14 protein-coding genes are annotated in these 13350 nt (G+C 41.3%); 2 read left to right on the plus strand and 12 right to left on the minus strand.

The features are described from left to right. Window positions 1-232: 232 nt before the first annotated feature. From ABES03_RS25335 to galE, 9 genes are all read right to left on the minus strand, one after another. Window positions 233-1624, minus strand: coding sequence for an APC family permease (locus ABES03_RS25335; protein WP_430121927.1), 1392 nt, complete (start codon window positions 1622-1624; stop codon window positions 233-235). Between the two features lie 16 nt (window positions 1625-1640). Continuing rightward, on the minus strand, window positions 1641-2546 hold the full coding sequence (locus ABES03_RS25340) for an acetamidase/formamidase family protein (protein ID WP_430121930.1): 906 nt from the start codon (window positions 2544-2546) through the stop codon (window positions 1641-1643). Window positions 2547-2627: 81 nt separating this feature from the next. Then, on the minus strand, window positions 2628-3953 hold the full coding sequence (locus ABES03_RS25345; RefSeq protein WP_430121932.1) for a hypothetical protein: 1326 nt from the start codon (window positions 3951-3953) through the stop codon (window positions 2628-2630). A 45-nt stretch (window positions 3954-3998) separates the two neighbouring features. Continuing rightward, complete coding sequence (locus ABES03_RS25350; RefSeq protein WP_430121934.1) at window positions 3999-4700, minus strand: response regulator transcription factor; 702 nt, start codon at window positions 4698-4700, stop codon at window positions 3999-4001. Then, entirely contained in the window at window positions 4701-5432 is a 732-nt protein-coding gene (locus tag ABES03_RS25355; protein WP_430121936.1) for a sensor histidine kinase, read from the minus strand. Window positions 5433-5615: 183 nt separating this feature from the next. Further along, entirely contained in the window at window positions 5616-6353 is a 738-nt protein-coding gene (locus ABES03_RS25360) for a CBS domain-containing protein (protein ID WP_430121938.1), read from the minus strand. A 76-nt stretch (window positions 6354-6429) separates the two neighbouring features. Continuing rightward, window positions 6430-7263: a YitT family protein gene (locus tag ABES03_RS25365; RefSeq protein ID WP_430121940.1), complete on the minus strand. Its 834-nt coding sequence runs from the start codon at window positions 7261-7263 to the stop codon at window positions 6430-6432. Between the two features lie 18 nt (window positions 7264-7281). Next, window positions 7282-8592 carry a putative bifunctional diguanylate cyclase/phosphodiesterase gene (locus tag ABES03_RS25370; protein WP_430121942.1) on the minus strand — a complete coding sequence of 437 codons (1311 nt, stop codon included), beginning with the start codon at window positions 8590-8592 and terminating at the stop codon, window positions 7282-7284. 214 nt (window positions 8593-8806) lie between these two features. After that, window positions 8807-9778, minus strand: coding sequence for a UDP-glucose 4-epimerase GalE (gene galE, locus ABES03_RS25375; RefSeq protein ID WP_430121944.1), 972 nt, complete (start codon window positions 9776-9778; stop codon window positions 8807-8809). 203 nt (window positions 9779-9981) lie between these two features. Between galE and ABES03_RS25380 the strand changes: the two genes are divergently transcribed. Continuing rightward, complete coding sequence (locus tag ABES03_RS25380; RefSeq protein WP_430121946.1) at window positions 9982-10134, plus strand: hypothetical protein; 153 nt, start codon at window positions 9982-9984, stop codon at window positions 10132-10134. Between the two features lie 257 nt (window positions 10135-10391). On the opposite strand, the gene ABES03_RS25385 is transcribed toward ABES03_RS25380, so the two are convergent. Next, window positions 10392-11357 (minus strand): efflux RND transporter periplasmic adaptor subunit, encoded by a 966-nt coding sequence (locus ABES03_RS25385; RefSeq protein ID WP_430121948.1) that lies wholly within the window; start codon window positions 11355-11357, stop codon window positions 10392-10394. A gap of 255 nt (window positions 11358-11612) precedes the next feature. Here ABES03_RS25385 and ABES03_RS25390 point away from each other — a divergent pair, with 255 nt between their 5' ends. Continuing rightward, window positions 11613-12197 carry a hypothetical protein gene (locus tag ABES03_RS25390; RefSeq protein WP_430121950.1) on the plus strand — a complete coding sequence of 195 codons (585 nt, stop codon included), beginning with the start codon at window positions 11613-11615 and terminating at the stop codon, window positions 12195-12197. A 42-nt stretch (window positions 12198-12239) separates the two neighbouring features. Here ABES03_RS25390 and ABES03_RS25395 read toward each other — a convergent pair whose 3' ends face one another. Both ABES03_RS25395 and ABES03_RS25400 read right to left on the minus strand, forming a co-directional pair. Then, a complete protein-coding gene (locus ABES03_RS25395) occupies window positions 12240-12911 on the minus strand; it encodes a hypothetical protein (RefSeq protein ID WP_430121952.1) in 672 nt (223 codons plus the stop codon). Further along, window positions 12815-13350: hypothetical protein (locus ABES03_RS25400; RefSeq protein WP_430121954.1), on the minus strand; the 536-nt coding region annotated here is incomplete at its 5' end. The genes ABES03_RS25395 and ABES03_RS25400, both read right to left, overlap by 97 nt.

A 13350-nucleotide genomic window follows, 5' to 3' on the forward strand; every position in this document is an offset into this window, starting at 1 on the left:
CATAATAATGGGCTTGACTTAAATAAGCGGAATTTTTCCGTCTATTTATCAGTTCGGGTGCTTAACCTGATGCCCCAATCGATAAGAGTTAATGAAATTTCGTAGATACCTTGATAAAAAAAGAAAAAGACGTATGCCAATTCATACGTCACAATTCTTGTGTCTTTTAATAAGATAGCACCGGTTAACGGAACCCCTTATAAAACAGCTGCCCTGTTTCATAAAATGATGCCTATTCTACATTCAAAGTAGAATCCTTTTTCGCAAGCTTCAAGTAAATCATATAGATAATCCCGATAGCCATCCAGACGAAGCCGAGCTTCTTCGAGGTTGGGTCGAGATTGAACCAAACGTACCCGATAATCACGAAGCCAATTAACGGGAACACAAGGTGATTCAAATAATCTTTACTTTTTTGCTTACGGACAAAATAATTAATAACCGACAGGTGCAAGAACAAGAAAGCAGTCAAGGCACCAAAATTCACAAGTGAGGTAAGACTATTAATCTGTGACGAAAATCCAATCGTCACCACAAGAGAAATGGCAGCTACTAGAAACGTACTGACATACGGCGTTTGATACTTCGGATGAACCTTCGAAAGAATCTTCGGCAGCTTTTTATCGCGAGCCATGCTGTATAAAATACGAGAAATTGCAGCTTGGGCCACCAATGCATCCGCAATCCCCCAAGCAAGCGCTGTGGCTAAAATTGTCGTCCATTTCAACCATGGACCTCCGGCAATTTCAGCAATCTGATAGAACGCAACATCGGCATTCTCAAATGAGGCATAATCCGGCCAAATTAACGCGGCTACCCATGTCTGGATGATGAACAATACGCCCACGACTAACAACGAGAAAATAATCGCTCGTCCAACAACCTTCTTACCGCCCTTTGTTTCCTCTGCTAACGTCGAAATCGCGTCAAATCCAAGGAAGCTTAGCACCGCAATGGAAACAGCACCCATAACAGCACTCATGCTGAAATGCTCTTTATCATATAACGGCTTAAAATTAAATTCTGCTCCATTCACTCCCTTTGTAATCGCGATAATGGCAGCAACGACAAAAACCACAAGGACAATTAATTCAAGCGCCACAATAACTTTATTGGCTTTAGCCGTAAATTCAATCCCGAAATAGTTAATCACTGTGTTAATCCCAATAAACGCAACCAACCAAATCCAAATCGGAATCTCTGGTGCCATGTCATGTAAGGCTGCGGCACTGACTAAATATAATAAAGCGGGTATTAAAATATAATCCAATAAAATAACCCATCCTGCAAAAAAGCCCACGTGCTCGTTAATTCCGCGCTGCGCATAGGAATAAACAGAGCCTGCGATCGGAAACGCCTCCGACATCCTCGCATAACTTAACGCAGAAAAAATCATACCGATCATACCTACCAAATAGGCAAGGGCGACCATCCCGTTAGATCCCTGGGCAACATACCCATAGATTCCGAACGGAGCAATCGGCACCATGAATACAAGTCCATAAATGAGCAAATCCCAAAAGGTTAATGCACGTTTTAATTCCTGTTTATAACCGAATTGTTCTACATTTGTCTGTCCACCTTGAGCTTTTGACTGTTGTTTCGTTGGTACGACTGGTTCCATATCCTTTTCCCCCTCCCTATCCGAAAAGCTTCACATCGTAAGCTTCGAGAATGGATTTTGGTACCACAAATCTTGCGGTTAAAAGCGGATCAACAATTTGCGAAACCTGAACCTCACCAGCTGCACTGAAAAGCATTGTCAGCTCGGCCAGCGTCAAATCCGTATGCGGAAGCAGGGTATCCACAAAGATTTCAACGGCAGTTTTGGCCGCTTCGTCAAGCGTTTCCTTCGAAACGATGACTGCCGCACCTTCTTCATTTTCAAGAAATGGGAATGGAATAGATTTTCCCTTCAGCACTTCTAACGTAACCGTCACTTTTCCAGGAATCTCAACTCCCGAAACACCGATTTCTCCATCACCCATAGCCGCATGCAGATCACCAAGGCCGAACAGCGCACCCTCTTGGAATACAGGAAAATAAAGTGTCGCACCCGTTGTAATCAACTTTGTATCCATATTGCCGCCATGTGCTCCCGGTGTCCCACATGGAACGGGTTCCCCTTCAGGTGCTACCCCAATCACACCGATCATTGGATTTAATGGCAGCTTTACTCGTTCATTAAACACCGCTTTTCCATCAACAATTGGCACCATCTTAACCGTGAATTCATCAATTCGGTGCCCCATAACGCCTAGTCCCGGTCCGGTAGCTAGTACACCACTATCACCAAGCTCAATGTTGTCTATTTTAACTTTTAAAACATCCCCCGGCTGTGCATCCTCTACAAAAATGGCTCCTGTGGCCGGATTAATTTGATTCCAATCAATCGAGTTAAACTCCGTCTCCGTTGATTGTATTTGGTCCTGAAAACAATCAAAGGTCTCTACTACCACCTGTGCCCCAGACGGTACACGTAATCCAACCTTGTTCTCTTTACTAAAAGCATAAAAATACTGTTGTTTTTCAAGTGTTTGTACCATATGCTCGCCTCCCTTTTTCCTCATTATATCGATAGGGTGGACGGCTGTTTTGCAGTTTCTTGATGAGATTTTGCAGTATTTTTACATTGTTCTAATTTTTCTGATAAATAAGAAGAATAATACAGCACTTGATATGCCTAAATTTACACTAATCCCGGTAAGTAGTTCACTGGTAAAAGAAATCCAAAGACCCAATCCGTTGGAGGCTAAAAGGACAAGGGAAAGCTCCCAGCCCCAGCGTACTCGGTAACCAAGAAGCAGCCATAGCGGTAAGCACAACGAGACAAACAAATGGATATAAAAAATAAATACCGTCGTAAAGTCTACGACGAAAGACGCTCCATAGAACAAAAGGCACAGAACAAGGCTCGATGAATATCCCTTATACGCCCCTTGCTCTTCTTTAAAATGGGGAATCAGTAAGCCCGCCAAATGGTGAAGAGATACACCAAGACTTAAAGCCAAGCAGGATAACACACTTACCGCCAGGACATATAAAAGAGGCGTTGAAAAGGCATGCCCCATACTATTCAACAGCCCTGATATCCCCGTTCCTCCACCTCGGGACATCAAATAAACCACAATAACAGACACAGCCACTGGCATGCTGCTCCAGCAAATCGCTGTGAGCCCAATTGTTGCTTTTAATCTCGTCCGCTTAACTGCTAATAAATCGCCGGAAATGAGGTAGTAAACAAGCAAATGTCCTGCAGTGAATACCATAAATAAAAGGGCAGCAACCAGAAGTTCTCCCCCATCCCAATTAGCTCCTGGCAGCTGAACAAATCTTTCATGGATAGAGGAAACGCCATGGTATAGGATGGTTGCCACCGGCAGAATAGTAATCCCGGTAAAAAAACCAAACAACAGCCAGCGCCCCATTTTCTGAACCCCGCCAGCACCTCCCATTCCTGAAAACACAAAGACAAAAAAGAACAGAATGGAACTTGTCCATATCGGCTGGATTGAAAAAACTATCTTCATAAACGAGTTAGCCAGGGCTGTACTAAGAAGCAGTCCTTCACTACCCGCAACAAACAGCAACACATAGACGGCCATTCTTCCTCTTTCTGGCATTCGCTCCTGTAAAAGAGCTCCAAGATGTTGAAAAGCCGCAAAGTTGTCGTTCATTCGGCTAATTTTTCTGCTGAACCAAAGTAGGACAGCCACCCCTGCTGAAGAAAGGACCAGTCCCGCCAAGTATCCTCGGCTAACAGTTAAGTAGACTGGAATAAATACAAAAGTTCCGGTTAGAAACCGAAAAAGCATCGAAACGGTCCCAGTCGATACTTGATTTTTCCCTGAGAGTCGAACATAGGCAGCTGCATCCTTGTGACCGGCAAATTCCCCCATATGGAAAATCAAGAGGACGATCGCTAAAAATAGAATGACATACCAATCAATCATTGGTTTTTCTCCTTAAATAATTGGCTCCACGCCTGAGTAAGAACCTCATCCCCGTTTCTCCTTATACCTACTCGGCGTCATGCCCTCTACTTTTTTAAATATATTGCTAAAATGATGTTGGCTCGAGAATCCGGCAGCTTCTGCAACTCTGCTCATACTCCAGTCCGCTTTACTTACGATTAACTTTTTTGCCTGATGAATCCGGTACGTTAATAGATACTCCTGAAAGGTCGAGCCGATTTCCTCAGAGAATAAATGACTCAGGTAGGAGGCACTCATCGGTATTTCATCTGCAATCTCTTGGAGGCTTAATTTTTCAGAAAAATGGAGTTCGATTTTCTTAATTACATATTGAACATGTGCAGATTTTGCCACTGCATGTTTATTGACCTCTAAGTACTTTTCAATCACCGCTAATAATTCCTGTTCAATGACAGGCTTCACCAGGTAATCCATGACTTCTGCTTGAATTGCCCTTTTGGCATAAGAAAAATCCTGGTGTGCGGAAACAATGACAATCTCAATACCGCTTTGTTTTTCCTTTAAGCGCTTGGACAGAGTCAAACCGTCCTCCCCTGGCATCCGAATATCAATAAAGGCCAGATGGATGCTTTCCTGCTCAGTTATTTTCCATGCAGACACGCTATCCTCTGCTGAAAAGATATTCCATAACGGATATTTACGGTGTATGAGAAAGCGTAGCTGTTCAATTTCCAAGTATTCATCATCAACAATTAGGATGTTCATTTAATCATCTCCAGGTAAGTATGGCCAATAGGCATGGGCTAACGTTCGCCCATCCTTAGTTTCTGATAATTGAATGGTGGACGGCAGATCGAAAATGAGCTGAAACCTTTTTTCGATATTATGTAGCCCTGTTCCCTTCCAGTAAGCAGGCTCAAGTATTCGGTCAGGACCGTTATCAAACACTTTTAAGGACACCCAATTTCCTTCCCGCTCAAACTCAATCGTCAATTGCTTGTCCCCCGCCTTTTTCTCAAGGCCATGCTTGAAAGCATTCTCCACAAGTGTTTGCAGGGTGTAGGGAGGAATTTTACTGTCAAGTAATGTCGAATCCAACTCGTAGGTAACGGCTAACCGTTTTCCGAAACGCAATTGCTGGACAGCTAAGTAGTTTTTCGTGTGGTCTAACTCTGTTGAAAAAGGAACCAGTACCTCATGATCCTGATACCGGTAGCGCAGAAACAGCGAAAACTGTTCAAGTCCTTCTGTCATATCTTGATGTCGGCCGATTCGACTTAGCGATAAAAATGCGTTGAGGGCGTTAAATAAGAAGTGTGGCTGAATCCGTTCCGACAGCTGCCGATACTCACTCTCCTTCAGCTCTTTCTCCAGTCGTACCTTAATATTTTCGAGTTCCAAGACATCCAGCTCTTGGTCGAGCAATCTTAGCATCACTAAAACGACGAAACCGACGATGGGCATTAACACACCAAGAAACATTACCAGTACAAACACAAGCACCACCACACAAATTTTTTTCTGAATATTATTGTAAATGAAAAAGTGAGACAGGTCATCACCCAGCATTTTCCGGGGGATTGATAAGCTACGTCCATTAAAGCGTGTTCTTGCAAAAAATCCTGAGGTCAGCCAAGGACTTCCTTGATAGACGCTCAGGATTATCGTTTACTGCTCCTATTATTTTTGCAACTGCTGTTCTAACGCATCAATTTCAACTAAATTCCATGACGTGATGATTCCGAGCGGCTTCTCGGTTGCCAGCCCATTTTCTGTGATCATGACAGCTTCTAGCTTCTTTTGGGCTAAAAAGGCATCTTCGAAAACTTCCTCTACCTCATAAATATCTGTCCCTTTTTTTACAAAGACAACTTCATGCTTTTTTTCATGAACAAAAAGATCATGAACACGAACGTCTTCAATGGAGATACCTGAAAGTGGCTGTTTGGACAACCAACGTATAATCCCTTCCGAAGTAAGCAACCATTTAAACACGCCAGTTGAGTCGTAGATCGGAAACATCGTGTATGAAAGCCTGTCTACAACTTTCAAAATATCCTTTAACGGTGTGTCTTCTTTATAATAGAGCACTGGTGAACTGGCAATGGATAAAACAGTCGGAGGCTGTTCAAATTGCTCAGCAATCATTTCAATGTGCGACACGACATCAACATTTGGCTCTGCAATATAATACCGTTCCTTTATTTTTTCATGGACAAGGGCATTACGAAGCTTTGCATATTGATACAGATCATGCCGATGGGTCCGAATAATGGCATGGGAATTTCCGCTGTCCAATAATACTTTAAAACTATCACTTCTTGCGTTACGAACTAGTTTCATTAGGCATTTATGTATCCGATTAAAAGCTGTCTCAAATCTTTCAGCTAATGGGGTAACAGTATGAATATCTTGCAAATCAATTCTCTCCCTATAATAATTTATCTATCTATCCATAGGAGACCAATGTCCACGAACGGTGCCTGTCCCCTTGCTAACTCGCTTTGTATCCTTTGCCCATCATTTCGTGGACGTTGTGAATTGTGACGTAGGCGTTCGGGTCTATGTCTCGGATGGTGTTTTTGAGTTGGACGATTTCTTGTTTGTTAATGACGATGTAGAGAACTTCTTTGTTTTGTCCTGTGTAGCCGCCGCGCCCGTCTAAAACGGTTAAGCCACGTGACATTTTACCCGTAATATTCTCCAAAACGAGTTCTGGTGAATTGGAAATAATTAAGACCGCCACCCGTTCATCCAATCCCTCTACAATGAAATCAATCGCTTTCGCCCCAATATACACGATTAGTAACGTGTACATCGCCTTCTCAAGACCAATAATAAAAACCGAACCTGCCACTACAATAATATCAATAATTAACATCGCTTTCCCTATGCTCCAGCCTAATAGCTGATTTGCCAACCTTGCTAAAATGGTCGATCCACCGGAGGTTCCTCCAGCGCGGAATATCAAGCCCAGACCGACACCGACCAATAACCCTGCAAACACGGAAGCCAAAAAGGTATCTTTAGTTAGTTGCCTTCCTAGATCCTCCGTCAAATACAACAAACCGGAGCAGGCCCCAATCGAAAATAATGTATAGAGCATCGTTCTTTTATCAAAGAACTTATAACCGATTGCTAACAGGACAATATTTAAAACAAAGTTCACCACACCCGGCGACCAATCAAATAAATAGTGGGCAATAATCGTGATCCCTAAGATTCCACCTTCAGACAACCGATTCGGAATGGTGAAAAAGTTGACCCCTATTGCAAAAATAAGTGCGCCCGTTATAATAAGCAGAATATCTTTCCATGTTTTTCTCATATAAATGCCACCCTTAAATCAATTACTTGCATTAACCCTTGATTCTATCTCAACGATTGTCTCATTAAGCACATCAAAGGTTAACGGTTTACTAATAAAATAACCCTGGATAATATCACAACCCAGATTCTCCCACACCATAAACTGTGTATGGTCTTCAATTCCTTCAATAATCACCTGTAAGCCCAGATTATGGGCCATCTGAATAATCGGTGATATGACACCTTCATGCTGCTTGTTTTTCAATAAACTAAAAACAAAATGGCGATCCAGCTTAATGAAATCAACAGGTAGCTTAATAAAGTCCGAAAACGAGAAATAGCCGTTTCCGAAATCATCTAGAGCCATCGTAAACCCCATCTCTTTCAGAGAGTGTAACGTATCATTTACCTTTTTTACTGTATAAACCTCAATGTTTTCGGTAATTTCCAATGTAATTTTGCTTGCCGAAACTGAATACCACCCAATCAGCTTAGTAATCTCAGGTAAAAAATAGGATAGGAGGAGTTGATTCACGGACAGATTAATCGAATATTTTAAGTTCCGATTGGTTTCACTTTGAATTTGTTTACATACCTCTTCAAACATCCAGAAAAAAAGTCTATGGCTCATACCCGCATCATCGGCATATGGAATAAATTCAGCTGGTGAAATGTCTCCAAGACTTGGATGATTCCATCGGATTAACGCTTCTACTCCCTCGATGGTTCTCTTTTCCAAATGATACTGCGGTTGGTATTGGACATAAAGCTGTCCCTTCTTTAATGCATACGGGAGGTCATTTTCGATGAGCACTTTCCGGTGGGCCCTTTGATTTAAATCCCCCTTGTAAAGTACAAATTGATTATCCCCCATCGCCTCTGCTTCATACATGGCCGTTTTAGCTATCGACTGCAGCTCCACAGGTGTCTCCGCACCATACGGAAACATACAAATCCCCATATTGCCATTAATGGAAAAATGATGAAAGTCGATGGTATAAGTATCCGAAATGGAACGGAGAATTCTCTCGCTTATGACCTGACAATCGTGTTCAGTAATGTCGGCGATCAAAATAACAAAATCTGTTCTATTTATTTTCACAACGGTATCAATATCCCGAATGGTCCGCTTTAATCTCACTAGGATCTTGCTAGCAAGAGACTCTTCGATGTCGTGGTCTATATGTTGGGGTAACTCTAAGGGAAGATGTAGTCGGAGATAACAAACTGCCGCCGACATTTGGTATCTTTTGCTAAAGGCAAGAGTTAGGTTGAGGCGCTCCTTTAGTAATTCACTATTCCATCGTTCAGCCTTGTTACCCATATTATTTGTAGGTTTATGCTCCAAAAACGAACACCTCATTTTTTCATTGACAAATTGTTTGAACAGTTAAATCTTAACTCAAAACACAAAAAAGGAACAGAAAATCATACACAAGGTTGTCTACGAAGTAAATCAAATAATTATTCAAAGATAAGTTCTAAATAATGAAATATTTCTATTAGATATAAAAAAACCTCCTGCACGCGAGGCAAGAGGTTTAGAAACACCAAATTTTCTATTAGTATTGTTGATTTTTATGCCAATTCCAAGCATCAGCGATGATTTGCTCTAGGTTTCGTTCTGCTTTCCAGCCTAGCTCGGTGAGAATCTTTTGTGATGATGCTACCAATCTAGCAGGGTCACCTGCACGGCGGTCCGCCATTTCAACGTTCGCCTTCACACCGGTTACTTTTTCACATGTTTCAATGACTTCTTTAACCGAATAACCAAGTCCGTTGCCAAGGTTATACACTTCAGCCGATTTCTTCTCTGTCAACAAAGCTTCAAGTGCAAGAATATGTGCCTCTGCTAAATCAGTGACATGAATATAATCACGAATACATGTTCCGTCCGGAGTATCATAATCGGTGCCGAATACGGCTACTTTTTCCCTTTGTCCCAGTAATTGCTGAAGGACGATTGGAATCAAGTGGGTTTCTGGGTCATGACTTTCGCCAATAACAGCAGATTTATGCGCACCAGCAGCATTAAAGTAGCGGAGAACCACATAGTTCAATCCGTAGGCTTTTGAAAAATCAGCAAGAATCTTTTCTACCATTAGCTTAGAATGGCCGTAAGGATTGATCGGTGCAGTTGCACTCATTTCATCAATAAGCTCCACTTCTGGAATTCCGTAGGTTGCCGCCGTAGAAGAAAAAATAAAGTTTTTCACATTAAATTTCATCATTACTTTTAACAGAGTTAAAGTCGCAGCCACGTTATTTTCATAATATTTTAATGGGTCAACTACTGATTCCCCAACTAAACTATAAGCAGCAAAATGCATAACGGCCTTGATTGGATAGCTTCTAAAGACCATTTGTAAGTCTTCTTCATTACCAAGGTCACCTTTTACAAAAATAGCTCGGCTATCAACGGCCGCGCGGTGCCCAGTTGACAAGTTATCGAGCACAACGACCTCTTCTTTTTCTACTAACTCCTTCACAAGATGGCTACCTATGTAACCAGCTCCGCCAACAACGAGAATCATATTCATTTCCCCTTAGCTAGAATTTCATTAATACCTTTTCCATTATAGCATTTTTAGAAAAAGAACGACTTGTTATTGGTTCCTGCTAATATTTTCCCTTATATCCATGTACAAAAGATTGGAATGTCGTACGAAGGGTATAGTAAGAGTTATATCCACTTAATGACCGTGACGATTTATAACTAATTGATGAGGTGATAAATGTGGTTCAGCAATTGACCATTCAATGGCACAAATGGCGTTATCATTACTTTCACCGTATTTCACAAGACTGTTTGGATTCTAACCTAAAACAACAAATCATTGAAAAAGCAAAATATCATCAAGAAAGACTGTTAAGGTGCTATGAATCATAGCACCTTTTGATTTTTTATATAGTTGTAGCTTTGCTTGCCGCTCTTTAGTCTTTTTTCGGGAGTGATTGGGATTTTTTTCTAACATTTGTAGAATTAGTTTGCGATTTTGTAGAATAAATCTTATTTTTGTAGAATTCCTTAGATTTTGTGTAGAATTCTCACAAACTTGTGTAGAATTCTTATAAATTTGTGGAGAATTACCTCTTAAATGTGGAGAATCTGACCTTATCTAAAAAATAAATCCTTGTGGCAGTTCATTATTGACTAGATCCAGTGCTTTGCGTTCCCTTTCCACCGTCATCTTGAGGCATATTACCGGCCGGCATGCCACCCATGCCCTGCATCACCTCGCCTCGTTGGTTCGTTGAGGAACTTCCCGATGTGAGCTGTGGTAATTGAACAACGTCACCTTCGCTTACCCCTTCAGTAATCTCCACATATTCCTCTGTTGCAAGCCCTGTTTTTACTGTTTGTTGCGTCGCAGTACCACTAGCTTGATCGGTATTGGCTCCCGCCGAAGCAACAACTACATAACTCTCATTGTTGTTTGTGTATAAAGCATCCACTGGAACATAAAGTGCATCCTTTTTGCTGGCCGTGAGAATATTGGCTTCAGAGCTCATTCCGACCTTTAGATTGACTGGTTTTTCAATATGAATAGTCACATCAAAGGTAGAGGATCCATTCGCTAATGTTCCTTCGTCTGCAATAGCAGTAACCTTACCTGTATATGCCTGATCAGGAAACGCACTGACCGATAATTCAACTGTCTGTCCCTCTCTTATCTTTGGAATATCTGATTCATCCACCTGAACGATCGTTTGTAAATCCTTATAATTGGTCAGATGCGCCACTACTTGTCCATTTGTTATTCGATCCCCAGCTGCAACTGCAATGCTTGTGACCATACCATCAGCCGGTGCAGTAATCGGATCACTATCGTCAGTAAAGGTTATCAATTCATCTCCAGCACTTACCGTCTCACCCGCTGCAACTAGTACTTCATCAATTTCGTTATTATCGATGGTCGATTTAATATCTTCACTTGTAACTGGCTGGATGGAACCTGAGCCACTGATTTTTACTTCTAAATTCCCTTTTTGTACGACAGCCGTTCGAACCTGGGTTGTTACCTCCTGAGTACTTGTTCTTGAGTTGTACCACTGATACCCTACAAACCCAATAACCAGAATAGTAATCACAATCCATATCCACTTGTTCATCTACCACTACTCCTCCTCCTTGACCTGAATGCGCCAACTACCACCATGAATAAAATAACTTGATGCCCCCATTATCATGTGAATTCCTTAACTTAACCTTAAGAAAATAAATGGTGCCTGGCACCAAAGAAAGACATTTGTTCGCACACAGTGGACACCCGCTCATAATGGGTAATGCGTTGCACGTTTGAGATGGTGGAATTATAATGGGGAATGGAATATGAAGGTTTAGAATATTTCAACATGGAGGTACATATGAGGAAATTGGGATTAATAGTGTTGTTCGTGTGCTTAGCTATAATGGGAGCAGGCTGTAACAACAGCGATTCGGACAAGGCTAAAGATACAGACCCAACGAAAAAGGAAACGACTACACAGAAGGATACAACCAACACGACCAAAAAGGAGACAGTAACCGAACAAGTTTCTGTCGATCCGGGTCTTGGCGATACAGTAGATGCTTTCACGAAGGAATACGGTGAGAACAAAGGAAATGAACAAATGGGCAGGTTCAAAAATGATTACTTGCTGCCAATGTTTATCAACAATCGCGCGATAGACATCACTGTTCAATTTGAAACAACTGATCAAAAAACCCGTTCAATAGAAGAAGCTAAACAAATAGCTGGAAAATTAATACCGAAGGATGCCAAATTAGAAAAAGAATTCACTGATACATCAGACTTACCTCAAAAAGTCATGCTTTATCATAGTGACACATTGGCCAAGCTGTTCCCTGAAATGGAGCCAGTTGGGAAGTTTGTCGTCATCTTCCACTTTCACGAAGGTAATGAAAACCAAGTCTACTCCATTACCGTCGGTCTGGGAGATACACCTTAATAACTAAAAAAGACCTCGCTTATGTAAAAGCGAAGGTCTTTTTTAGTTATGGAACTTGCTTATCCCCTTAGGTTTAGGGTTCGATTTAGCAACCAATAGCTTACTCTTGCTCTTATCCTTCCCCTTAGTCAACTCATATGTTCGTACCAGCAAATAAAAATAAAGCAACTCCAAGCATTGGACGACAAGGTACACGGTGAAAGAGTACGACAGCTTCCAGCTATGGTATGTAAACACATGAAATAACTTATGTATCCATTCAAACATAGCCGAGACAATGGTCCATAGGAAAAGATAAAGAAGAAGTCCCGCTCCTTTTACGTTCCACCTGTCATAAAAATAAATAAACAAATAGGAAAATGGAGCATATAAAAAGTAGGTAAAAAGATCAAAGAGGTCATAGTTAGGAGTATCCATTAAGTTATATAAGTCCAGCTTCGGCGATGCTAAGAAATGATCAGACATTCTGGCAACAATGGGCCCAAACAGCATTAGTAACACGCTGACCACCCTTGGAAACCGTTTCGGCAGCAATCGAACAAGAGAATAAGACACAACAATACCTATCAAGACAAACCATTCATTTTTATCAAAAGGTTGAGGAAGAGGCATCATCGCTAGTGAATCCCTTCTTTTTTCAAAATCGTTTGAAACCATGTCAATAAAACCGAAGTCATTACCAGTACTAAAATTTGTACCAAAACGGATTGCCAAACTTGCCAATCCTTATAGATAATAACTCCCAAGAGGACTAGCGCTTTCTCCACCACACACTCTATTCCCACAAATAAAAAAGCCAGTAGCAATCTCGACAGCTTCGCCACACGCTGTGGATGGAGATTAAAATACCAAAGCCAGATGGCTGGATACACAATCGCTTCATAGATTCGAAAGATAATAAACAGGCCCGCCTTATTGGCCACATGCCATACATCAACATTGATGTAAAGGATGGCACAATAGCTGGTCACCATAAATTCCACAATAATATAGAGAAAAATATTTTCAAACAACGTAAGCTTCTGTTTTTTCACGATAAAAGAGAGCAACAGAAAAATGGTTAAACTGATAAAAATTGAGAGTTCCATTTTCTTATGGTTTCTCAAAAATCCTCTTCCATACATGAAAAAAATAAAAAAGGGGACAGTCCCCC

Origin of the sequence: Neobacillus rhizosphaerae (assembly GCF_050477885.1) — a bacterium.
Lineage (GTDB): Bacteria > Bacillota > Bacilli > Bacillales > Cytobacillaceae > Neobacillus > Neobacillus rhizosphaerae_A.

Bases quoted from the DNA above. Each gene is read 5' to 3' on its own strand.
- ABES03_RS25335 (WP_430121927.1), bottom strand. From the start codon at position 1,624: ATGGAACCAGTCGTACCAACGAAACAACAGTCAAAAGCTCAAGGTGGA.
- ABES03_RS25340 (WP_430121930.1), bottom strand. From the start codon at position 2,546: ATGGTACAAACACTTGAAAAACAACAGTATTTTTATGCTTTTAGTAAA.
- ABES03_RS25345 (WP_430121932.1), bottom strand. From the start codon at position 3,953: ATGATTGATTGGTATGTCATTCTATTTTTAGCGATCGTCCTCTTGATT.
- ABES03_RS25350 (WP_430121934.1), bottom strand. From the start codon at position 4,700: ATGAACATCCTAATTGTTGATGATGAATACTTGGAAATTGAACAGCTA.
- ABES03_RS25365 (WP_430121940.1), bottom strand. From the start codon at position 7,263: ATGAGAAAAACATGGAAAGATATTCTGCTTATTATAACGGGCGCACTT.
- galE (WP_430121944.1), bottom strand. From the start codon at position 9,778: ATGATTCTCGTTGTTGGCGGAGCTGGTTACATAGGTAGCCATCTTGTG.
- ABES03_RS25385 (WP_430121948.1), bottom strand. From the start codon at position 11,357: ATGAACAAGTGGATATGGATTGTGATTACTATTCTGGTTATTGGGTTT.
- ABES03_RS25390 (WP_430121950.1), top strand. From the start codon at position 11,613: ATGAGGAAATTGGGATTAATAGTGTTGTTCGTGTGCTTAGCTATAATG.